The organism is Pseudonocardia sp. UM4_GMWB1 (assembly GCF_017312155.1).
GTDB lineage: Bacteria > Actinomycetota > Actinomycetes > Mycobacteriales > Pseudonocardiaceae > Pseudonocardia > Pseudonocardia alni.
This window is the reverse complement of record NZ_QJPN01000001.1, coordinates 3159186-3180973: the sequence shown is the minus strand read 5'-3', so window position 1 is coordinate 3180973 and position 21788 is coordinate 3159186. Positions and strand designations below refer to the sequence as shown.

Annotated in this window: 23 protein-coding genes; 11 read left to right on the top strand and 12 right to left on the bottom strand. The window is 75.1% G+C overall.

Going from position 1 to position 21788, the window contains the following annotated elements; translation table 11 throughout:
• The first annotated feature begins 3 nt into the window (after nucleotides 1-3).
• The 6 genes from DMP15_RS15210 (at nucleotide 4) to DMP15_RS15185 (ending at nucleotide 5595) form a co-directional block, all read left to right on the top strand.
• Nucleotides 4-1398 (top strand): glutamate decarboxylase, encoded by a 1395-nt coding sequence (locus DMP15_RS15210; RefSeq protein WP_073574754.1) that lies wholly within the window; start codon nucleotides 4-6, stop codon nucleotides 1396-1398.
• On the top strand, nucleotides 1395-2270 hold the full coding sequence (locus DMP15_RS15205; protein ID WP_073574753.1) for a carbohydrate ABC transporter permease: 876 nt from the start codon (nucleotides 1395-1397) through the stop codon (nucleotides 2268-2270). The genes DMP15_RS15210 and DMP15_RS15205 overlap by 4 nt, the downstream gene beginning before the upstream one ends.
• Nucleotides 2267-3094 carry a carbohydrate ABC transporter permease gene (locus DMP15_RS15200; RefSeq protein WP_145982971.1) on the top strand — a complete coding sequence of 276 codons (828 nt, stop codon included), beginning with the start codon at nucleotides 2267-2269 and terminating at the stop codon, nucleotides 3092-3094. The genes DMP15_RS15205 and DMP15_RS15200 overlap by 4 nt, the downstream gene beginning before the upstream one ends.
• Before the next feature lie 8 nt (nucleotides 3095-3102).
• Nucleotides 3103-4395 carry an extracellular solute-binding protein gene (locus DMP15_RS15195; protein WP_073574752.1) on the top strand — a complete coding sequence of 431 codons (1293 nt, stop codon included), beginning with the start codon at nucleotides 3103-3105 and terminating at the stop codon, nucleotides 4393-4395.
• 126 nt (nucleotides 4396-4521) lie between these two features.
• Entirely contained in the window at nucleotides 4522-4908 is a 387-nt protein-coding gene (locus tag DMP15_RS15190) for a VOC family protein (RefSeq protein ID WP_073574751.1), read from the top strand.
• Between the two features lie 75 nt (nucleotides 4909-4983).
• Nucleotides 4984-5595 (top strand): NUDIX hydrolase, encoded by a 612-nt coding sequence (locus DMP15_RS15185; RefSeq protein ID WP_337826054.1) that lies wholly within the window; start codon nucleotides 4984-4986, stop codon nucleotides 5593-5595.
• A gap of 22 nt (nucleotides 5596-5617) precedes the next feature.
• Here the strand turns inward: DMP15_RS15185 and DMP15_RS15180 are convergent, their stop codons facing one another.
• From DMP15_RS15180 to DMP15_RS15160, 5 genes are all read right to left on the bottom strand, one after another.
• Nucleotides 5618-6910: an HNH endonuclease signature motif containing protein gene (locus DMP15_RS15180; protein ID WP_073574749.1), complete on the bottom strand. Its 1293-nt coding sequence runs from the start codon at nucleotides 6908-6910 to the stop codon at nucleotides 5618-5620.
• An 82-nt stretch (nucleotides 6911-6992) separates the two neighbouring features.
• The gene (locus DMP15_RS15175) at nucleotides 6993-7664 is read right to left on the bottom strand and encodes a hypothetical protein (protein WP_337826053.1); all 672 of its coding nucleotides are present in this window, start codon (nucleotides 7662-7664) and stop codon (nucleotides 6993-6995) included.
• Nucleotides 7665-7667: 3 nt separating this feature from the next.
• Nucleotides 7668-8189 (bottom strand): hypothetical protein, encoded by a 522-nt coding sequence (locus DMP15_RS15170; RefSeq protein ID WP_161151564.1) that lies wholly within the window; start codon nucleotides 8187-8189, stop codon nucleotides 7668-7670.
• 80 nt (nucleotides 8190-8269) lie between these two features.
• Nucleotides 8270-9445: an MFS transporter gene (locus DMP15_RS15165; protein WP_304580061.1), complete on the bottom strand. Its 1176-nt coding sequence runs from the start codon at nucleotides 9443-9445 to the stop codon at nucleotides 8270-8272.
• 189 nt (nucleotides 9446-9634) lie between these two features.
• On the bottom strand, nucleotides 9635-10906 hold the full coding sequence (locus DMP15_RS15160) for a reverse transcriptase family protein (protein WP_083658213.1): 1272 nt from the start codon (nucleotides 10904-10906) through the stop codon (nucleotides 9635-9637).
• 314 nt (nucleotides 10907-11220) lie between these two features.
• On the opposite strand from DMP15_RS15160, the gene DMP15_RS15155 reads away from it, so the two are divergent.
• Complete coding sequence (locus tag DMP15_RS15155; RefSeq protein ID WP_073574746.1) at nucleotides 11221-11724, top strand: hypothetical protein; 504 nt, start codon at nucleotides 11221-11223, stop codon at nucleotides 11722-11724.
• Here DMP15_RS15155 and DMP15_RS15150 read toward each other — a convergent pair.
• Both DMP15_RS15150 and DMP15_RS15145 read right to left on the bottom strand, forming a co-directional pair.
• Nucleotides 11663-12121: a cupin domain-containing protein gene (locus DMP15_RS15150; RefSeq protein ID WP_073574745.1), complete on the bottom strand. Its 459-nt coding sequence runs from the start codon at nucleotides 12119-12121 to the stop codon at nucleotides 11663-11665. The genes DMP15_RS15155 and DMP15_RS15150 overlap by 62 nt on opposite strands.
• A 10-nt stretch (nucleotides 12122-12131) precedes the next feature.
• On the bottom strand, nucleotides 12132-12704 hold the full coding sequence (locus DMP15_RS15145) for a methyltransferase domain-containing protein (RefSeq protein WP_179762684.1): 573 nt from the start codon (nucleotides 12702-12704) through the stop codon (nucleotides 12132-12134).
• A 66-nt stretch (nucleotides 12705-12770) separates the two neighbouring features.
• On the opposite strand from DMP15_RS15145, the gene DMP15_RS15140 reads away from it, so the two are divergent.
• On the top strand, nucleotides 12771-13001 hold the full coding sequence (locus tag DMP15_RS15140; RefSeq protein ID WP_073574743.1) for an AraC family transcriptional regulator: 231 nt from the start codon (nucleotides 12771-12773) through the stop codon (nucleotides 12999-13001).
• Here the strand turns inward: DMP15_RS15140 and egtD are convergent.
• From egtD to egtA, 4 genes are all read right to left on the bottom strand, one after another.
• Nucleotides 12988-13977, bottom strand: coding sequence for an L-histidine N(alpha)-methyltransferase (gene egtD / locus DMP15_RS15135; protein ID WP_100877655.1), 990 nt, complete (start codon nucleotides 13975-13977; stop codon nucleotides 12988-12990). The genes DMP15_RS15140 and egtD overlap by 14 nt on opposite strands.
• Complete coding sequence (egtC, locus tag DMP15_RS15130) at nucleotides 13974-14723, bottom strand: ergothioneine biosynthesis protein EgtC (protein ID WP_073574742.1); 750 nt, start codon at nucleotides 14721-14723, stop codon at nucleotides 13974-13976. The genes egtD and egtC overlap by 4 nt, the downstream gene beginning before the upstream one ends.
• A complete protein-coding gene (egtB, locus tag DMP15_RS15125; protein WP_435829250.1) occupies nucleotides 14716-16005 on the bottom strand; it encodes an ergothioneine biosynthesis protein EgtB in 1290 nt (429 codons plus the stop codon). The genes egtC and egtB overlap by 8 nt, the downstream gene beginning before the upstream one ends.
• A 68-nt stretch (nucleotides 16006-16073) precedes the next feature.
• Nucleotides 16074-17501, bottom strand: a complete 1428-nt coding sequence (gene egtA / locus DMP15_RS15120) for an ergothioneine biosynthesis glutamate--cysteine ligase EgtA (protein WP_337826051.1) — start codon at nucleotides 17499-17501, stop codon at nucleotides 16074-16076.
• Between the two features lie 124 nt (nucleotides 17502-17625).
• On the opposite strand from egtA, the gene DMP15_RS15115 reads away from it, so the two are divergent.
• From DMP15_RS15115 to DMP15_RS15105, 3 genes are read left to right on the top strand one after another with little or no spacing between them, the layout of a single operon-like run.
• Nucleotides 17626-18198: a TetR/AcrR family transcriptional regulator gene (locus tag DMP15_RS15115; RefSeq protein WP_226357288.1), complete on the top strand. Its 573-nt coding sequence runs from the start codon at nucleotides 17626-17628 to the stop codon at nucleotides 18196-18198.
• A 27-nt stretch (nucleotides 18199-18225) separates the two neighbouring features.
• Entirely contained in the window at nucleotides 18226-19230 is a 1005-nt protein-coding gene (locus tag DMP15_RS15110; RefSeq protein ID WP_337826050.1) for a dihydroxyacetone kinase subunit DhaK, read from the top strand.
• On the top strand, nucleotides 19227-19856 hold the full coding sequence (locus tag DMP15_RS15105) for a DAK2 domain-containing protein (RefSeq protein ID WP_073574738.1): 630 nt from the start codon (nucleotides 19227-19229) through the stop codon (nucleotides 19854-19856). The genes DMP15_RS15110 and DMP15_RS15105 overlap by 4 nt, the downstream gene beginning before the upstream one ends.
• Before the next feature lie 22 nt (nucleotides 19857-19878).
• Here the strand turns inward: DMP15_RS15105 and DMP15_RS15100 are convergent, their stop codons facing one another.
• A complete protein-coding gene (locus DMP15_RS15100) occupies nucleotides 19879-21750 on the bottom strand; it encodes an ABC transporter ATP-binding protein (protein ID WP_337826049.1) in 1872 nt (623 codons plus the stop codon).
• Between the last annotated feature and the right edge of the window lie 38 nt (nucleotides 21751-21788).

The following is a 21788-nucleotide window of genomic DNA, read 5'->3' as shown; positions in this document are numbered from 1 at the left end:
ATCATGCCCGGTGCGCACTCACCCTCGGAGGACCGCGGCGACGACCGCGCGGTCCCGGTCAACCCGGTCTTCGCCGCGGAGCCCGTCGACATCCCCCGCTTCCGCATCCCCGACACGGGGATGCACCCGGAGATCGCCTACCAGGTGGTGCACGACGAGCTGATGCTCGACGGGAACGCCCGGCTGAACCTGGCCACGTTCGTCACGACGTGGGCGGAGCCCCAGGCCGAGCGGCTGATGGCCGAGTCCTTCGACAAGAACATGATCGACAAGGACGAGTACCCGCGGACCGCGGACCTGGAGCAGCGGTGCGTGCGGATGCTCGCCGACCTGTGGCACGCCCCCGACCCGGGCCGCGCGATCGGTTGCTCGACGACGGGCTCGTCGGAGGCCTGCATGCTCGGCGGGCTGGCGCTCAAGCGGCGCTGGCAGCACCGGCGGAGGGCGGCGGGTCTCCCGACGGACCGCCCGAACATCGTGATGGGCGTGAACGTCCAGATCTGCTGGGACAAGTTCGCGAACTACTGGGACGTGGAGCCGCGGCTGGTCCCGATGGAGGGCGACCGGCTGCACCTGGGCGTCGACGAGGCCGTCGCGCTGTGCGACGAGAACACCATCGGCGTCGTGGCGATCCTGGGGTCGACCTTCGACGGCAGCTACGAGCCGGTCGCGCAGCTGTGCGCGGCGCTCGACGACCTGCAGTCCCGCACCGGGCTGGACGTGCCGGTGCACGTCGACGGCGCGTCCGGGGCGATGGTCGCGCCGTTCTGCGACCCGGACCTGGAGTGGGACTTCCGGCTGCCGCGGGTGGCGTCGATCAACACCTCCGGCCACAAGTACGGCCTGGTGCACCCGGGCGTCGGGTGGGCGGTGTGGCGCGACACCGACGCGCTGCCCGAGGACCTGGTGTTCCGGGTGAACTACCTCGGCGGTGACATGCCGACGTTCGCGCTGAACTTCTCCCGCCCCGGCGGCCAGGTGATCGCCCAGTACTACAACTTCCTGCGGCTGGGGCACGAGGGCTACGCCCGGGTGCAGGGCACCTGCCGGGAGATCGCGACCGGGCTGGCCCGGCGGATCGAGGCGACGGGCGCGTTCCGGCTGCTCACCGACGGCTCGCACTTGCCGGTGTTCGCGTTCACCGTCGCCGACGGCGAGCCGTTCTCGGTGTTCGACGTGTCGGCGGGTCTGCGCGAGACGGGGTGGCTGGTCCCGGCGTACACGTTCCCGGAGAACCGGGAGGACCTGGCGGCGCTGCGGATCGTGGTCCGCAACGGGTTCAGTCACGACCTGGCCGCGCTGCTGCTCGACGACCTGACGCGGGTGCGGGAGCGGCTGCGCCGCCAGGCCGGTCCCGTCCGCGGGAGCGAGGCCGCGGGCTTCGCCCACGGGACGTGAGCCGGTCCCGGCGGGACACCCGCACCGCGTACCTGCTGCTGGCCCCCAGCCTGGTGGGCGTGCTGCTGTTCCTGCTGGTCCCGGTGCTGATCGTGCTGGGGCTGGCGCTGTTCCGGTGGGATCTGGTCGGGCCGCGGACCTTCGTCGGGCTGGACAACGTCGTCGCGGTCGCCGCGGACGGCCGGTTCGCGCGGTCCCTGCTGGTGACGGCGTTCTTCGTACTCATCGTCATCCCGGTGCAGACCGTGCTCGGGCTGGCGGCGGCGCTGCTGCTGGACCGCGGGCTGCCCGGGACGACGGTGTTCCGGGTGGTCTTCGTGCTGCCGTGGATCTGCGCGCCGCTGGTGCTGGGCGTGGTGTGGCGGTGGATCCTGTCCCCCACCGACGGCGCGCTCAACGCGCTGCTCGGGATCCGCGTCGAGTGGCTGGCCGACCCGGCGCTGGCGCTGCCGTCGGTCGCCGCGGTGACCGCCTGGACCCAGGTCGGCTACGTCGCCCTGTTCTTCCTGGCCGGACTGCGCGCCATCCCGGACACGATCGTGGAGGCGGCCCGGCTCGACGGGGCCTCGGCGTGGCAGCTGCTGTGGCGGATCCGGCTGCCGCTGCTGCGCCCGACGCTGTTCTTCGTGCTGGTCACCGGGGTGATCTCCAGCTTCCAGGTGTTCGACTCGGTGTACGCCCTCACGCCGAACGGCGGCCCGCAGGGTGTCACCGACGTCGTCGCGGGGCGGATCTACTACGAGGCGTTCGAGAACCGCGCGGTCGGGCAGGCCGCGGTGATGGCGGTGGTGTTGTTCGTGATCCTGGTGGTGGTGACCGTGGCCCAGCAGCGGTGGTTCAGCCGTCGCACGACCTACGAGCTCGACACGTGAGGCGGGGCAGGCTCGTCGACGCGGCCGTGCTGGTCGCGCTGCTGGTGGGCGCGGTGGCGACGCTGGCGCCGTTCGTGCTGAGCGTGACGACGGCGCTGAAGACGACCCGGCAGTTCGCGTCGACGCCGGTGCTGTCACCGCCGGCCCCGCCGACGGTGGAGAACATCGTGACCCTGTTCGGCCGGGACTACGACTTCGTGACCCCGATCGCGGTGACCGCCCAGGTGGTGGTCGTCGTCCTGGTGGGGCAGCTGCTGTTCTCGGTGCTGGCGGCGTACGCGTTCGCGCGGCTGGAGTTCCCCGGCCGGGACGCGCTGTTCTGGGTGTACCTGGGGACGCTGATGGTGCCGCAGGCGGTGACGGTGATCCCGCTGTACCTGATGATGACCGAGGTGGGGCTGCGGAACACGTTCTGGGCGCTGGTGCTGCCCTACGTGCTCGGGTCGCCGTTCGCGATCTTCCTGTTGCGTGAGCACTTCCGGACCATCCCGCAGGACCTGATCGACGCCGCCCGGCTCGACGGCGCCGGGACGGTCGGGATCCTGCGGCACGTCGTGGTGCCGGTGAGCCGGCCGATCCTCACGACGCTGGCGGTGATCACCGTGGTGACGCACTGGAACAACTTCCTGTGGCCGCTGGTCATCACCTCCGGCCGGACCTGGCAGGTGATGACGGTGGCGACGGCCGGGCTGCAGACGCAGTACAACGGGAACTGGCCGGTCGTGATGGCGGCGACGACGGTGGCGATCGTCCCGCTGATCGTGCTGTTCCTGGTGTTCCAGCGCAGCGTGGTCCGCTCGATCACGATCACGGGGTTCCGGTGAGACGGCGGATGGGCGCCGCCCTGGCGCTGGTCGGGGTGCTGCTGCTGGCGGCGTGCTCGCCGGCGTCCCGTTTCGACGACGACGGCGTCACCACGGTGACGCTGAGGCTGTGGGACACTCAGGTCGCGGCGGCCTACGAGCGCTCGTTCGCGGCGTTCTCGCGGGCCAACCCGGACATCCGGGTCGAGCTCGTGCAGGTTCCGTTCTCGGACTACTTCACTTCGCTGCCGCTGGACGTCGCGTCCGGCACCGCGACCGACATCTACTGGGTCAACTCCTCGAACTTCGGGGCGTTCGCCGACGCCGGGAGACTGATCGACGTCGGTGCCGCGCTCGCCGACCAGCGCGCCGGCTGGGTGGACGCCGCCGCCGAGCAGTACACCCGCGGCGGGACCCTGTGGGGCGTCCCGGTGGTGACCGACGGCCGGATCGCCGTGTTCTACAACAAGGACCTGGTCCGCGCCGCCGGGGTCGACCCGGCCGCGCTGCGCTGGGACCCCACGGACCCGGCCCGCGACACCCTGCTCCCCGCGGCCCGGAGGCTGACCCGCGACGCCGCCGGACGCAGCGCCGGCACGCCCGGATTCGACCCGGGCACCGTGCGCCAGTACGGCTTCAACGCCGCCCGGGACCTGCAGGCGATCTATCTCGACTTCCTCGGCTCGGCAGGCGGGCGGCTCCAGGCGCCCGACGAGACCTTCGACGTCGCGACACCCGCGGGCGAGCAGGCGTTCGGCTACCTGGTGGACATGATCAACACCGAGCGGGTGGCGCCGTCCGCGGCGGACACGAACCAGAACCCGGACTTCAGCCGCGACCAGTTCCTGCAGGGCCGGATGGCGCTGTTCCAGAGCGGCACCTACAACCTGGCCAACATCGCCGAGGGCGCCCCGTTCGAGTGGGGCGTCGCCCCCATGGTCGAGGGTCCGCGGGGCCGGGTCAGCGTGGTGTCGAGCATCGTGGCCGCCGGCAACGCCGACAGCCCGAGGCGCCCGGAGATCCTGCGGGTGCTGCGCTGGCTGGGCTCTCCCGAGGGGGCCGCCCCGGTGGGCGACAGCGGCGCCGGGCTGCCCGCGGTGACGGCGGCCCAGCGGGGCTGGTTCGACTACTGGGCCCGGCGCGGCGTCGACACCCGGGAGTTCGTCGCGGACGGCCCGACGACCCCGGCCCCGTCCGGCCCGAAGGTCGGCGCGGCGACGACGGCGATGGAGCCCGCGCTCGACGAGCTGTTCGCCGGCCGGGTCCCGGTCGGCCCGGGGCTGCGGGCCGCGCAGGACGTCGGCAACGCGGCCCTGCGCTGATAACCTCCGCGTTGCGCCCCCGATGGGCCCAGCCGGAAGGAGTTCTCGCCAGTCCCGCACGGGCCCGCGGGCGCAGCTCCTACCGCAGGTCGTTCGCGTGGTCCCCGCTGTCGTCAGGAGACCCGTATGGCCTGCACGTTCAACCACACGATCATCGCCACCCGGGACCGGGTGGCCTCCGCCGCGTTCTACCGGCACGTCCTGGAGGCGGCGCAGGCGCCGTCCTGGGGGCCGTTCACCAACATCGCCCTCGACGGCGGTGTCCTCGTCCAGTTCGCCGACCTGCCGCTCGACGTGGTGCCCGAGATCCAGCCGCAGCACTACGCGTTCCTCGTCGACGACGCGTTGTTCGACCGCGCGTACGCCCGGCTCGTCGAGGATGGGACGGAGCACTGGGCCGACCCGCAGCGCACGCGTCCCGGGGAGATCAACCACGGTCACGGCGGGCGCGGGGTGTACTTCCTCGACCCGGCCGGCCACTATCTGGAGATGATCACCCGGCCGTACGTGTGACGTGGCCGCGGCCCGGCGCCGGCTCGACGCCGCCCGGCCCGACCCCGGCCGGGCCCCGGACTGGCCCCGGACTGGATGGGTCCGCTGCTGCGCGGGCTGGAGCACGCCGGGCCGCGCGACATCAGCACGAACGACCTGCCGGCCGACCACGTCGGGCCACGGCAGTCGGCCGTGCTGGTGCTGCTCGGGCAGGGCCCGGACGGCCCGGAGGTCGTCCTGCAGCGGTGGGGCCCGGCGGCTGCGCCACTCCGGGGGGGGGGATCTCCTTCCCCCGGGGGCCGCGCGGACCCGGGCGACGCCGACCCGGCCGCGACGGCGCTGCGGGAGGCTACCGAGGAGACCGGGCTGGACCCGTCCGGTGTGGACGTCGTCGCGATGCTGCCGCGTCTGATCCTGCTGACCGGGTTCCACGTGACCGCGGTGCTCGGGCACTGGCGGACGCCGACCCGGCTGCACGCGGTCGACCCGGCCGAGACCGAGGCGGTGCTGCACGTGCCGCCGGCGGTGCTGGCCGGCTCGGCGCACCGGTTCCGGCTCCGGGCCGGCGGCGGGGCCTGGCGGGGCCCCGGGTTCCGGGTGGGCGACGACGTGGTGTGGGGGTTCACCGGCGACGTCGTCGACGCGGTGCTGCGACTGGGCGGGTGGGAGCGGCCGCCCGGCCCGGAGCTGGAGTGGGAGTCGCTGTGACCGCGGCGCGCGCGTAGGCCACTCACGACGAGGCCAGGACGGCGTCGAGCAGCACCGGAGCACTGTGCCGAGGGGTTCGTGGGACGGGCAGGTCGGGCCGGTGGAGCGGGTTGCGCCGGGGCCCGCCCGGCACCCAGGGCGGTGGATGGAACACCGGGAACCCGCCGTCGATCTCGACCGCCCAGTCCCCGATGTGGATCATGCGATGGTGGTGCGGACACAGCAGCACCAGGTTCGTCAGGTCGGTGCATCCACCGTGGGCCCAGTGCCGGACGTGGTGGGCCACGCACCACTGCGGCGGCGCCTCGCACCCCGGGAACGCGCACCCGCCGTCGCGCTGGGCCAGCGCGCGACGCTGCGCCCGGTTCGCCAGCCGCTGCTCCCGGCCGACGAACAACGGCTCGCCCGTCGACGCCAGCACGATCGGCACCACCCGCGCATCACACGCCAACCGCAGAGCGCCCTGCGCCGCGATCGCCGCGGACAACCCACCCGCACCGAACCCGAGCAACCCCGCCCCGGCACCCGAGGTCAGGGTCTCCAGGGGCACCGTCACGGTCAGCGCCACCGGCAGCCCGTTCTCGACGCCGAGGTCCCCGACCGCCAGCAACCGACGGGCCAGCTCGACCAGACCGTCCCCGTTGCGCTCGGCCGTGGAGCGTTCGTCCCGTGCCTGCCCGGCGCCGTCGGGCGGGACCGGGGCGGTGAGCGGCGACAGCGCGCTGCGCAGGACCGCGGCGGACTCGGTGTCCAGCCAGCCCCGCGCCTCGAACCCCGACCCTTGCGGACGCAACGCGAGCCGGTTGCGGGTCGGTTTCGGTTCCCGCGGACGCGGCCCGTCGGGATCCAGCAGCGCGACGGCCCGCCTGCCGAGCGTGTCCACCGCATCGGGATCCAGGGTCCCGGCGTGGGCGACGAGGTCGGCCTCCAGCACCGGCCGGTGCTCGCCGAGATGCGGGGGCAGCGAGGCGAGCACCCGGATGATCACGCGCACGTGCTCGGGGGTCACCGCGCACTGCTCGAACGCCTCCGCCAGCACCGGCAGCTCGGGGTCGACCTGGTCACCGGTGATCAGGAACAGCGGCGAGAGCTTCCGGGCGGCGTCGACCCGGGCACGGGCGGTGGACGCCCCGACGTTCTGCACCGTGCGCAGCAGGTCCGCGGTGTCCCGGAACCCCTTCGCCCCGGCCAGACCGCGGGTGGCGACCTCGGCGACGAGGGCGACCAGGGACGCGGACTCGCGGTTGATCCGTTCCTGGACGGCCGCGACCGCGACGAGAAGGTCCTCGTCGTCGGTCTTCCAGAGCTCGTCCACGCATCTGATTCTACTCGACCATGCGTTCGATGAGTGCCCGTTGAGCTGCGCGGACGGTGTACGGCGACGAGCGGCTCGGTGGTCAGCCCACGTCGGGTGCGTAGCTCGCCACGACCCATCCGCGCTCGTAGTCCATGTCCCACTCCAGATAGAGGGCGGGGCCGCCGCCAGTCGTCGTCATGAAGGCGGACACCCGGCCGGAGCCGACGACGTCGTAGTTCAGCTCGACACGCGACTCGGCGGGGATGAACGCGACCAGGTTCGGCACCAGGGGGCGGCCAACGTTGTCCGTGGCGTCGTCGGCGCTGAGCCGGCGCATCCCGGTGGCGTCACCGGCCCGCCACGCGGTCAGGAACTCGTCGGCGCTGCGTCGCGCATGGCGTTCCTGCACCTCGGCACGGTCGACGCAGGCCCGGTCGCTGTCCGGGCCGGTCTCGCCGCGGCAGACGTCGTTCAGCTGCTGCCAGCGCGCCCAGAGCCCGTCGAGGTCCGTCCCGGCCACGGCCGACGGTGGGACGGGCGCCGGGGTCGCGGCGGGAGCCGTCGTGCGCGGGGTCTGCTCGACCGCGTCCACCCCCGTCGCCGACGCCGCGGTGGCGACCGGTGGGGGAACGACCACGGCGACCGCGGGAGGCGCGGGCGGTGCGGCGACCGGATTCGAGGCAGGCATCACGACCAACGCGGTGACCACGCCGGTCGTGAGTACGACGAGGACCCCGACCAGTGAGAGCCACCGTAGGAGCGTCGCGTGCACGGCTCAGCCCCCGCAGATCGGGTCGAGAGGGTTCTGCAGACATCTCGCCCGCTCGGCCGAGCCCACCGGGTAGCCCGCGCCCGGTTTGTACTGGCCGCGAGCGACCAGCTCGGCCGGGTCCACGTACTCGCCACTCTGCCGTCGCTGCTGCTCGAGGTACTCCCGCTGCGCCTGCTCCTTCGCGGCGTTCAGCTCGGGGCAGGCCTTGTTGGTGATGTCGTCCGGGTGTGCCGGGTCCCCGAACTCGGCGTCGGCCCACGGCTCACAGGTGTAGACCACCGGCTCCTGGACGAACGACTCCAGTGGCGCGGCGGGCACTATCCCGTCAGGGACCACCGGCGCCGGGAAGTCCCGCGTCACCGCGCTCGGCCCCGACGCCGCCGCCCGCAGGGCCGTCGGCCCGGCGATCACCGGCGCCGCCGACGCGAACGACGCGACGCAGAGCGCGGCAGCCGTCGTCGCCGGCACCACAGCGGCCAGGACGAGGCGGGGCACGGAACGGCGTGCGCGGCGGTGCAGGATCATCGCGCGGTCTCCCCGGTCGACCTCGGGGCCGCCCGACACGGCCCGTACGCCCGGTGGATCGCTCCGGACGGAGCACGTCGTTATCGTCCGGACGGCCGTTCATCGGAAGTGATGACGGGGTCCGGCACGCCGGCCGGGCGGGCGACCGAAGCCAGCATTGGCGAAGCGACCAGGGCCAGCGCCGCCGCCGTCCACACCGGACCGGTGGGCCCGGCGACGGCGAGTCCCGCACCGCCCAGCAGCGGGCCCACCGTCGCCCCGGCGTTCAGCGACGCGGTGGCGACGGCGCCGCCGACGGTCGGCGCCTCGCGGGCGAGCGTCAGTGCCCGGACGACCAGCGTCGACCCGACCGCGAACCCGAGCGCACCCACCAGCCCGACCAGTGCGAGCACCGCCGCCGGATGTCCGGAACCGAGCGCGAGCGCGGCCCAGCCCACCGGCAGCGCACCGCCCGCGACGAGCAGCAGCGGACGAGTGCGGGTGTCGGCGAACCGGCCCGCGACGCCCACTCCGGCGACGGCGCCGACCCCGAACAGCAGCAGCCCGGCGGGCACCACGGGCGGGCCGCCCGCCGTCGCCAGCAGCGGGGCCAGATAGGTGTGCGCGGCGAACGTCGAGCTGTTCACCAGCGCGCAGAGCGCGAGTGTCCGGACGACCGGGCCCCGGCGCAGCACCGTCAGCTCGGCCCGCAGGCCGGGCGCGGGTGCCCGGCCGCCGTCGCCGGCGGGTACGCCGACGACGACCCCCACCAGCGCGACGGCGGCCACCGCCGCGACCGACCAGAACGTCGCCCGCCAGCCGAACGCCTGCCCGACCAGCGCTCCGGCCGGGACGCCGGCGATCAGGGCGAGGGTCGTGCCGGACAGCAGGGTCGCGGTCGCGCGGGCGGTGCGCTGCGGGGGCACGGCGGCGACCGCGACCGACAGGGCGACGGCGAGGAACCCGGCGGTGCACAGCGCCGCGAGCACCCGGGTGACCAGCAGGACCCCGAGTCCGGGGGCCAGCGCCCCGGCGACGTGCACGGCGACGAACGCGGCGAGGAACCCCCGCAGCGCGAGCCGCGGTGACAGCCGGCGGGCGGCGAGCGCCACGAGCGGCGCGCCGACGACCATCCCGACGGCGAACGCCGCGGTCAGCGACCCGGCGGCGAGCGGGGTGACACCGAGATCGGCGGCGATGTCCGGGACGAGCCCGGCGAGCATGAACTCCGAGGTGGTCTGCGCGAACACGGCGCAGGCGAGGACGACGAGCAGCACGGTGGAACTCCGTGGGTGACGGGGTCGTGGAACGGACGCCGGTCCGGCCTCGTCACCGGGAGCGGGCAGGGGAGGTCGCCGCCACCGGTGGGGACCGGTGGCTACCGCCTGTTCGACTCCGGGCTGCTCACGGCCGTCACCGTAGCCGCCGCGCTCCCCCGGCGCCCGCCGTTTCCGCTCCCGGGCCGCTCACCAGACGATGCGGTCGAACAGCTCCCGCAGTCGCGCCGCCCGGGCCGGGCGCCCGTGCCCCACCCAGGCGATCCGTCCCAGCAGGTGCTCGCGGAAGGCCGGGTGCCCGGCCCGGTTCTGGGCGTCCGGGCCGGTACGGGCCGCGTTGTGCAGGATCGCGCGGAGCTCGTCGTGGTCGCGACGCGACGCCGCGGGCTCGCCGCCGTTCACGACGAGCCCGACGATCCGCTGGCGGTGGTGCGCGGGCATGATCCGGGTCTTGTCCGGGCGGACGCGGAAGCCCTCCTCCGCGGCGATCGCGGCCACCCGCTGCGCCAGGCCCTGCACCGGCAGTGTCGCGCCGCCGGAGAACACGAGGTCGTCGGCGTAGCGGCCGTAGGCGGCGCCGACCGCGGCGGCCAGGCCGCTCAGCCGCCGGTCCAGCCCGTAGGTGAGCAGGTTCGCCATCGTCGGCGACGACGGCGCCCCCTGCGGCAGGTGCGGTGCGGCGAGGCGGTCGAGCAGCCGCCGTCGTGGGGCGGGGTCGCCCCGGTGCGGGCAGACGCGCAGCACCCCGGGCGGGGTGGTGGTGACGAGCAGCCCGGCGACGGCGGCGGCGACGGCGGGCGGGTACCCCGCGACCCGCAGGAGTCCGGCGACCCGGCCGCCGGTGACGTGGGAGTAGAAGCCCTCCAGGTCCAGGCGCAGCACCATCGGCCGGGCCCGGTGCTCCGCAGCGAGGGTGTGCGGGCTGCGGCCGCGGACGTGGCCGTGTGCGGCCGGGTGCACCGGGATCCGGTCGAGCACGCTGCGCACGATCCGGCGCTGCAGCTCGGCGAGCCGCGGGGCGGGTGCCTCGACCAGGCGCGGCGTCCCGGAGCGCGACGGCGTCCAGTGCCGCCGGTAGCGGGTCAGCGGGCCGTCCGGGGTACGCCGCAGCCAGCCGCCGGGGTCGGCGAACCAGGCGAGCTCGCCGTCGTCGAGGTGCAGGGCGGCGGCCAGGGCGGGCAGGTCCGTCCAGCGCGGCACCGGCAGGCGCCACACCGGGTCGGGCTGGACGACCGGCCGGTGCCTGCGCGGCCCCGCCAGCAGCGCGGCGACCTCGGCCTCGACACCGGCCGGGGATCCACGCGGGGCGCGGCGCCGCCGGGCGACGAGGGCGCCCACGACGCCGGCCAGCTCGTCGGGGCCCGACCAGCCGCCGAGCCGGGCGAGCCGTTCGGTCAGCGGGTCCGTTCCCCAGCGCCCGGCGCAGGCGGCCGCGGCGATCGCCACCGGGTCCGGCGCCATCAGCGGCCCCGTGCCGTGCGGCGGCCCACGGACAGCGGGGTGATGCGGCGGCGGGGGTCGACCGGTGTTCTCCGTCCGCCGCGCGCCGCCGGCAGCGCTGTCCTGCCACCCGCGCGCGGGACGCCGTGCTGCATCGTGCCGGTGCACCCCGGGGTTGCCCCGGAGTCGCGGGCCCCGGCCGGAACCGGGGCGGCCGCCTGCTCGTCCGTCCGCCGCCGCATCGGCACCGACGCTACCGGTCGGAGCGCCCCGCGGGCGCCCACCCGACGCGGTGACGGCCGGACGGCCGGGACGGCCCCGTATCGTCGGCCACCGTGAGCGCCGTGCCGTCCGAGGAGCCGCCCGGCGGGAAGCCGTCCGGAGGGCCGTGCCGGGCGACGCCGGTCGTCGCCGCGGTGGTCGCCGTCCTGGTGGTCCTCCAGCAGGTTCCGGGCCTGGTCTTCCGGCAGGGGACGCCGGTCCCGGTGCTGCCGGTCGGGCTGTGGCGGGCCTGGCTCCCGCCGATCCTGGCGGGGCTGGTGCTGCTCGCGCTCGCGGCGCTGTGGGGTCGCCGGCACCCGGGGCCGGCGGGCACCGTGGGCCGGGTCGTGGGGCTGCTGCTCGCGCTGGGACCGGCGACGCTGCTCGCCTACCGCGGGCGGCTCGTGGATCCGCTGGCCGTGTTCACCCTGGGGCTGGACCCGTCGGTGCGGACGTGGCCGGTGATCGACGTCGTGCTGGGGACGCTGCTCGCGGTCGCCCTCGCGGTGACGCTGCTCAGCGCCGTGGGTGCAGGGGGTCGACCCAGGGGACGTGCTCGGGGTCGGGCACCCCGGTGATGTCGAGGTTGACCACGATCGGCTCCTGACCGGAGCGGGTCAGCACGCACTCCAGCGGCTCGTCGTCGAGGGCGTTGATCTCCTGGTGCGGCACGAACGGCGGCACGAAGATGAACCCGCCCGGCCCGGCCTCGGCGATGAACTCCAGATTCTCGCCCCATTTCATCCGGGCCCGGCCGCGGACGACGTAGATGACGCTCTCCAGCTCACCGTGGTGGTGCGCACCGGTGCGGGCGCCGGGGTGGATGGTCACCGTGCCCGCCCACAGCCGCTGCGCGCCGACCCGGTCCCCGGTGACGGCGGCGGCGCGGTGCATGCCGGGCGTCTGCGGGGTGTTGGCGTCCAGCATGTCGCCGGGGATGACCCGGACGCCGTCGTGGCGCCAGTCGGTGCTCATGCACCCGACCCTAGCCGCGGCCGGCCCGGAACCGGAACGACCGCGCACCCAGCTCGGTCTCCGGCCGTGCGAACCCGGCCGCCCCGAGCCGCCGCGGCAGCGTCGCCGGGTCGACCGCGGTCAGGGTGTCCCCGATGTGGATCGTCCGGAACCGCAGCGTCATCCGGGAGTCGATGCCCGCGAACGTCCCGCCGGGACGCAGTACCCGCGCGGCCTCGGCGAAGAGCCGGTCCTGCTCGCCGGGCGTCGGGACGTGGTGGAGCATCGTGAAGCAGACGACGGCGTCGAAGCTGCCGTCCGGGAAGGGCAGGGCGGCGCCGTCGCCGTGCCGGACGTCGACACCGAACTCACCCCCGAGGCCCGCGCGCAGGTCCTCGGCCAGCACCGGGTCGACCTCCAGCGCGGTCAGCGCCCCGGTGCGCGCCGCGAGCCAGCGGGTGGTGACGCCGTAGCCCGGGCCGATCTCCAGGACCTCGCCGGTGAGGTCGACGCCGCGGGTGGCCCAGGGCAACGTCGTCCCGTGCATCCGGTCGGCCCAGGAGTCGGAGCGGCAGATCCGTCGGTGCAGCGCGTTCATCGCCATGTCCGCGACGCTAGGCGCCACCCGCGGTGGCCGGGAACCGCTGGGCTGCCGGATCGTGTCGCCGAGATGCGCGGGATCTACCTGTGGCCCGGCCGCTGCCCGATCGACCGGCCCGCACCGTGCGTGCTCGCGGTGGAGCCGCTGGTCGCGGGGCGCCCGGTCGGCGTGGTCGCCCGGCACCTCGGCCACGCGACGCCCTCGGCGTTCGTCACGGCGTTCCGCCGGGAGACCGGGACCACGCCGTCGGCGGTGCTGCGCCCGGCCGGCGCAGCACCGCCGGACCTCAGGCGGCGGTGAGCAGCGTCAGCGCGAACCGCGCGTCGGGGTCGACCCAGCGCCGCGTCGTGGCGAACCCGGCGGCGGCGGCGAACGCGTCGACCGTCGCGGGGGTGAACTTCGCCGAGATCTCGGTGGCGAGCTCCTCCCCCGCGGCGAACGCGACGTCGAGGTCGAGGTCGGCGATCCGGACCCGCATGTCGCGGGTGGCGCGCAGCCGCATCTCGATCCAGGAGTTCTCCGCGTCCCAGACGGCGACGTGGTCGAACGCGTCGACGTCGAAGGTCGCGTCCAGCTCGCGGTTGAGCACGTGCAGCACGTTGCGGTTGAACTCCGCGGTGACCCCGGCGGCGTCGTCGTAGGCGGGGACCATCACCGCCGGGTCGGTGGCCAGGCCGGTGCCGAGCAACAGCTGCTCACCGGGCTGCAGCACCGAGCGGACGTGGACCAGGAAGTCGTGGCGCGGGCCGGGCATCAGGTTGCCGATGGTGCCGCCGAGGAAGGCGATCATCCGCTTCCCGCCGGGGTCGGCCCCGGGCAGCCGGTCCAGGTCGCGGGTGAAGTCGCCGACCACGCCGTGCAGCTCCAGCTGCGGGTAGTCACGGTGCAGCTCGTCGATGGCGCCGCGCAGCGCGGACTCGCTCACGTCCTGCGGCACGTAGCGGCGCAGCGTCCCGGCGCGGGTGAACGCGTCGAGCAGCAGCCGGGTCTTGGTCGAGGACCCCGACCCCAGCTCGACGACGGTGTCGGCGCCCGAGGAGCGGGCGATGTCGTCGACGGAGTCGGTGAGCAGAGCCCGCTCGGTGCGGAACGGGTAGTACTCGGGCAGCTCGGTGATCCGCTCGAACAGCTCGGACCCGCGGGCGTCGTAGAACCACTTCGGCGGCAGCTCCTTCGGCGACGCGGCGAGGCCGCGGCGCACGTCGGACCGCAGCGCGGTGTCGGCATCGGTGTCGGAGAGGTGGACGTCCAGCTGGATGGCGCCGGGAGTGCTCACGGAGCTCCTAGGTCATGACTCTCGTGGTGGCCCGGTCGGGCCACCACCAGGTGCCGGTCGGGCACCCGGGTCCAGTCGGGGAACGCATGGGTGGGTTCGGAGGCGACGGTGACGCCCGCCGGTCCGGCCCGGACGGCGAGTGCGTGCCGCCAGGCCGTGGCCCAGATCGTCGTGCCGTCGGTGAGCAGCAGGTTCAGCCGCGAGCCGGGTGCGCTCCGCTCGGTGTCGGCGCAGACCCGGGCCAGCAGGTCGGCGGGGTCGGCGCCGTCGGCGAGACCGCGCCGGACCACCGCCCACAGCAGCGCGGCGTCGGTGGGGGCGTCGAGGGTCATCAGGTCGGTGACGGGCAGCGCCGCCGCGGCGGCCGCGAGGGAGTCCGGCCAGCCGCGGACGACGCCGTTGTGGCTGAACAGCCACCGCCCGTCGGTGAAGGGGGCGGCGGCGGTCGCCGTCACCGGCATCCCGACCGTCGCCGAGCGGACGGCGGCGAGTACGGCTCCCGACGTCGTCGCCGCGGCCAGCGCGGCGTAGGAGGTGTCGGACCACAGCGGTGACGCCGACCGGACCCGTACCGGCGTCGTGCTGCCGGGCGGGTACCAGCCGGTGCCGTGGCCGTCGGCGTTGATCGTGCCGCCGCCGCGCATGTCGGCCGGGGCGTAGGACTGGGCGAGCAGCCCGTGCTCCGGCTCCAGGACCAGCGACGCCAGCGTGGCCGGCTCACCCAGGTACGCGAGGTGCCTACACACCGGCGTCGCGGACCAGCCGGAATCCGGCGAAGATCTGCCGGCGGATCGGGTGGTCCCAGTTGCGGAACGTCGCCCGGATCGCCGCCGGGTCGGTGCCGAACGACCCGCCGCGCAGCACCGCGTAGTCCCCGCCGAAGAACACCTCGGAGTACTCGGGGTACGGGAACACGCTGAACCCCGGGTAGGGGTGCCAGCCGGAGTCGCACCACTCCCAGACGTCGCCGACCATCTGCTGCACCCCCAGGGCGGACGCCCCCGCCGGGTAGGAGCCGATCGGGGCGGGCTGGAGGTGGCGCTGTCCGAGGTTGGCGTGCTCGGCGCGCGGCTCGTCGTCGCCCCAGGGGAAGCGCCGCGAGCGGCCGGTCGCCGGGTCGTGCCGGGCTGCCTTCTCCCACTCGGCCTCGGTGGGCAGGCGCTTGCCCACCCAGCGGGCGTAGGCCTGCGCCTCGTGGAAGGACACGTGCACGACGGGCTCGTCGTCGGGCACCCGCTCGACGACGCCGAACCGGCGCCGCCACCAGGTGCCGTCGCTGTCGCGGGACCAGAACCGTGGCGCGACCAGTCCCTCGTCGGTGCGGTGCGCCCACCCGGCGTCGGTCCACAGCCGGGGGTCGTCGTAGCCGCCCGCGTCGACGAACGCCGCGAACGCGCCGTTGGTGACAGGGTGCACGTCGATCCGGAACGCGGGCAGGTCCACGACGTGCGCAGGCCGCTCGTTGTCCAGCGCCCACGGCTCGGCCGAGGTCCCCATCTCGAACGGGCCCGCCGGGACGAGCACCTCCGCGGCCGGGTCGACCGCTCCGGCCGGGCGAGGCGGCGGGGCGGCGTCGAGCACCGGCCCCCCGGAGCGCAGCTGGTGGGTGGCGAGCATGGTCTCGTCGTGCTGCTGCTCGTGCTGCACGATCATCCCGAACGCGAAGCCCTCGGCCTCCAACCGGCGACCGCGCAGTGGGCTGCGGTTCAGCGCGTCGAGCGCCTTGTCCCGCACCTCGGCGACGTAGCCGCGGGCCTCGGCCGGGGTGAGCAGCGGCAGCTCGACCCGCGAGGAACGGGAGTGCTGGAACGCGTCGTAGAGGCCGTCGATCTCCGGGCGCAGCGGCTCGCGGCCGCCCACGTCGCGGACGAGCCACAGCTCCTCCATCGACCCGATGTGCGCGAGGTCCCAGACCAGCGGCGACATCAGCGGCGAGTGCTGGGCGGCCAGCTCGCCGTCGTCGAGGGCGGTGAGCGCGGTGCTGCGGTCGCGGGAGCGGCCCAGCAGTGCGGCGACGCGGGTACGCATCGTCTCCGGGCTCTCCCCCGGGGTTGCGGGGCCGGTCAGCGGTCCGGCGGGAACGGCGGGATCGGCGGTCATGCCACGTCCTCCTGGGCAGCCTGGTCGGCGGTGTCGACGGCGGACCGGCCGGGTTCTCGACCGGTCACCTCTCGTGCGGCGGGCGCGCCGGGCAGGGCGGAACCCAGATGGAGCCCCGGCGGGAACGGATCGGCGGTCGGGCCCGCACCCTGCTCGGCGGGGTCGATGTCATCGGCGGGGCAGCGCCCCTGCAGCACGTGCCGCTCGGTGACCTCGCGCAGCCGGGCCAGCAGCGGGCCCGGCCCAGTGGTCAGCGGATGGTCCGCGGCGGCCAGCACGTCCCAGGCCAGCGGGAACAGACCGGCGGCCGCCGCGGCCAGATCCGGGTGGTCCAGCCCGTGACGGGCGGCGGCGACCCACTCGTCGCGGACCGGCTCGCACAGCTCCCGGACCCGGTCGACGACGGGGCCGGAGGAGGTGAGCGCCAGCAGCACCGCGGTCGGCAGCGCCCAGTCGTCGCCGGCCTGACCGTCGATGTAGCGCACCTCGAGGTAGCCGTGCGGGCGCACCGGCGGGAAGAGGGTCGAGACGTGGTAGTCGAGGTCGGCCAGTGTCGGCGGCCGGTCGAGGACCCCGCCGCGGGCGCGGCCGGACACCCAGTCGGCGAAGGTGACCCCGGCCGGCACCGACCAGGTCCCGGTGCCGCGCACGCACAGCAGCGGGGTGGTGACCACCCGGCGCGCCCAGGCGGCGGCCGGGTCGGTACCGGGCGTCGCGGTGGGCGGCGGCGCGGTCCGCGCGGGGTCGAGGCTGAGCCAGCACGCCTGCCGGGAGGACTTCCAGCCGGTGCGGCGGCCGTGCTGCACCGGCGAGTTCGCGAACGCTGCGAGCAGCACCGGGCCCAGCTCGTGCAGGACCGCCCAGCGTTCGGCGATCCCCGCGGCCGGGCCGGCGTCCAGGCTGACCTGAACCGCCGCCGTGGAGCACATCCCGCTGCGTCCGTGCGGGCCGACGCCGTCGAACACGCACTCCATGGCCGCGTAGCGCGGCAGGTCCAGCAGCCGCCGGGCGGGCCGGACCGGGTCGGCGGCGCGGTCGTGCGGGCGCAGGCCGTGCTCGGCGAGCAGACCGTGGAGGTGGGCCGCGTCGGCGCCGAGGGCGCGGAGGAGGGCCTCGAGCGAGTCAGCGGGAGCGCTGGAGATCTCGATCTGGCCGCCCGGCTCGACGGTCACGGTGCCGCCCGCGGGGAGCGGGGCCGCATGCGAGGCGGGGTCCAGGGAGGCCGGGCGGTGCGGGCCGAGAGCGGCACGCACGGCGTCGAGGTCGACCGGGTCGGCCGGTCGACCGGGTCGGTGGAGCATCCATTCGATCTCGACACCGGCCAGGGTCGGGGGGCCGTGTTTGAAGCAGACCGAGGCCACGTAGGCCTCGGCCTCCCCCACGCTGCGGAGCACACCGTCGGTGCTCTGGTCGTCCAGGGTCACCACGTCGACGCTACCCCCGAGGTGTGACACCCGCACGCGATGAAACCGTGGTCGTCGGTGCCGCCGGTGACCGGCGACACGACCGTCCACACATGCAGGACAAGCGTACGGAATACTGGGGACCATGCCCCGCGTCAGCACCGACCAGCTCGCCGCACGCCGGCAGCAGATCCTCACCGGTGCCCGGACCTGCTTCGCCGACCACGGCTACGAGGGCGCCACCGTCCGGCGGCTCGAGGAGTACACCGGGCTGTCCCGTGGCGCGATCTTCCACTACTTCCGGGACAAGGAGGCGCTGTTCCTGGCCCTGGCCGAGCAGGACGCCACCCGGATGGCCGACGTCGTCGCCGAGCAGGGCCTGGTGCAGGTCATGCGCGACCTGCTGCGCGGCGGCTCGGACCGCAGCTGGCTGGGCACCCGCCTGGAGGTCTCCCGACGGCTGCGCACCGAGCCGGAGTTCCGGGCCCGCTGGCAGGAGCACTCCGGCGCGCTGACCGCCGCGACCCGGGCGCGGCTGGAACGTCAGGCCGCGGCCGGCGCGCTGCGCGACGACGTGCCGGTGCCGGTGCTCGCCCAGTACCTGGAGCTGGTGCTGGAGGGGCTGGTCTCGCACCTGGCGATGGGGCTGCCCGCCGACGACCTCGGCCCGGTGCTCGACCTCGTGGAGAACGCCGTCCGCGCGCCGTTGATGCGCTGACCGCCCACGGCCAGCATGATCGGCGCCATGCCGTTCCCCTTCCACCCGGCGGGCGACGACCCCGTCCCGGCCGCCGTCCGCGGGTTCGCCCGGGCCCACGCCGACCTCGTCGCCCTGCACGAGGACCCGATCCACCTCCTCGCGCGCCACCGGGCCCCCGGCAGGCGGGTCGGGCTGGTCTCCGGCGGGGGTTCCGGCCACGAGCCGCTGCACGCCGGGTTCCTCGGCCGCGGGATGCTCGACGCCGTCGCCCCCGGACCGGTGTTCACCTCGCCGCACAACAAGGCCGTGCTGTACGCGTCCCGGGCCGCGGCGGGCCCGGACGGGGTGATCCACATCGTCAAGAACTACACCGGCGACCGGATCAACTTCGGCATCGCGGCGGAGCGGCTGCGGATGGAGGGCGTCGACGTCGCCCGCGTCCTCGTCGACGACGACCTGGCCACCGACGGGCTCGACACCGCGACCGGGCGGCGCGGGACCGCGGCGACCGTCGTCGTCGAGAAGATCCTCGGCGCCGCCGCGGACAGCGGTGCCGGGCTGGCCGAGCTCGCGACGCTCGGTGCGGACGTCGCCGCCGCCTCGCGCAGCCTCGCCGTCGCCTCCCGTGCGCAGACCTCGATGCGCACCGGGGAGCCCGCGTTCGCCCTCGACGGGCGGCTCGACTACGGCGTCGGCATCCACGGCGAGCGGGCCCGGCGCTCGGTCGACCGGCCACCCACCGAGGAGCTCGTCGACCGGATGCTCGACCAGGTCGTCGCGGGCCTGCCCGACGGCCCCGACCAGGTCGTCCTGGTCGTCAACGGCATGGGGGGCACGGCGCTGCTGGAGCTCTACGTGCTCGCCGAGCTGGCCGCCGCCGGGCTGGAGGCGCGCGGGCTGGAGCGGGTGGGCCTGCTCGTCGGCACGTTCGTGCCCGCCCTGGACATGGCCGGGTTCTCGCTCACCCTGACCCGGATGCGCCCGGAATGGACGGGCCTGTGGGCCGCGCCGGCGCAGACGGCCGCCTTCCCTCGGACGGAGACCTCATGACCGGCCACCACCCCCTCGACCAGGACGCCGTGCTGGCCCGCTTCGCCCGGGCCGTCGAGGACGGCCACGGTGTGCTCACCGACCTCGACCAGCACTCCGGCGACGGCGACTACGGCGACAACCTGCGCGCCGGGGTCCGGCTGGCCGTCGCGCTGGCCGGGCGCGGACCGCAGCGCGGGTTCGGCGCGCTCGGCGAGGTCTTCCTCGACGAGGTCGGCGGCACCAGCGGCCCGCTGCTGGGCCTGCTGTTCTCCGAGATCGCCCGCGCGCTGTCCTACGGCTCGGCCGACACGGCCGCGTTCGCCGCGGGCGCCCGGGCCGGGCTGACCGCGATCCAGCGGGTCGGCGAGGCCGAGGTGGGCGACCGGACGATGGTCGACGCGCTGGCCCCGGCCGTGACCGCGCTCGACCGTTCGGGGTACGCCGCCGCGGCGGCCGCGGCCCTCGACGGCGCCGAGCGGACCGCGGAGCTCGCGGCCCGGCACGGCCGCGCGTCCTACGTCGGCGAGCGCGCGAAGGGCGCGCCGGACCCCGGCGCGGTCGGCGTCGCGCTGCTGTTCGCCGCCGTCGCCGCGGTGGCCGAGCCCGGCGCCGAGGTGGCGGACCCGCTGGCGGGCCGGGCCTGAGCACCGGCCCCGCCGGAGTCGCTCAGCCCGCGGTCGTCGCCGCCGGGAGGAACTGGGTCCGGTAGAGCGTGGCGTAGCGGCCGTCGGCGGCCAGCAGCTCGTCGTGGGTGCCGGACTCGACGACCTGCCCACCCTCCAGCACCGCGATCCGGTCGGCCGCACGCACGGTGGACAGCCGGTGCGCGATGACGATCGCGGTCCGCCCGACCAGCGCCTCCGCCAGTGCCTCCTGCACTGCGGCCTCGGACTCCGAGTCGAGGTGCGCGGTGGCCTCGTCGAGGATCACCACCCGCGGGCGGGCCAGCAGCAGACGGGCGATGGTCAGCCGCTGGCGCTCACCACCGGACAGACGGTAGCCGCGCTCCCCCACCACGGTGTCGAGACCGTCGGGCAGCGTGTCGAGCAGGTCGCCGAGCCGGGCGCGGCGCAGCGCGTCGATCATCTCGTCGTCGGTGGAGTCGGGCGAGGCGTAGCGCAGGTTACCGGCGATGGTGTCGTGGAACAGGTGCCCGTCCTGGGTGACCATCCCGACGGCGCCGCGCAGCGTGGCGAACGACAGGTCCCGCACGTCCACCCCGGACAGCTCGACCGAGCCGGCGTCGACGTCGTAGAGACGTGGGACCAGCGAGGCGAGCGTGGACTTCCCGGCCCCGGACGACCCGACCAGGGCCAGCAGCCCGCCGCCGTGGACGTGCAGGTCGACGCCGTGCAGCACCTCGGTGTTGACCCGCTGGTCGAGCACCGCGACCTCTTCCAGCGAGGCCAGGGAGACGTCGGTGGCGCTGGGGTAGGTGAACCGGACCCCGCGCAGGGCGACGTCGACGGGGCCGTCGGGCAGCGCGGCCGGGTCGGGCCGCTCGGTCAGCATCGGGCGCAGGTCGAGCACCTCGAAGACCCGCTCGAAGGCGACCAGCGCGGTCATCACGTCGACGCGGGCGTTGGCCAGCGCCGTCATCGGGGTGTAGAGCCGGGTCAGCAGCAGCCCGAGCGCGACGACGGTGCCCGCCGGGATCGCCCCGGTCACCGCGAGGTAGCCGCCGAGGCCGTAGATCATGGCCTGGGCCAGCGCCGACACCAGCTGCAGCGCGGTGACGAACAACCGCGACACCATCGCCGACCGGACACCGATGTCGCGCACCCGCGACACCTGGTCCCGGAAGACGGCGGCCTCGGAGTCGGGGTCGCCGAACAGCTTCACCAGGGTGGCGCCGGGCGCGGAGAAGCGCTCGGTCATCTGGTTGCCCATGGTGGCGTTGAGCTCGGCGGCCTCGCGGCGCAGCTCGGCGAGCCAGGTCCCCATCCGCCGGGCAGGGAGCACGAACACCGGCAGCAGCAGCATCGCCAGCACGGTGACCTGCCAGGCCAGACCGATCATGACCGCGATGGCAAGCACGAGCTGGATGCTGTTGGACAGCACCGTGGACAGGGTGCCGGTGATGGCGGTCTGGGCGCCGATCACGTCGTTGTTGAGCCTGCTGACCAGCGCCCCGGTCCGGGTGCGGGAGAAGAACGCCAGCGGCATCGACTGGACGTGACGGAACACCGCCACCCGCAGGTCCTCGATGAGTCCCTCGCCGAGCCGCGCGGAGAACCAGCGGCCGGCGAGCCCGACCACCGCCTCCAGGACGGCCATCCCGGCGATCGCCCCGGCGATCACCATCACGACGCGGGCGGCGTCGGGCAGCTCGTTCGCCGCGACGATCGTGTTGACCACGCGCCCGGCCAGCACCGGTGTCGCGACGCCGATCACGGCGGTGACGGTGGTCAGGGCCAGGTAGGACAGCAGCCAGCGGCGGTAGGGCCGGACGAAGCCCCAGATCCGGGGCCAGGTGCCCCGCGCGATGGAGCCACGGCGGATGGACGTCGAGTCCGCCCCCCGGATGACCCCGCGCATCAGAGCGAGCGGGCGATCCAACGGTGTTCCCCTTCGCC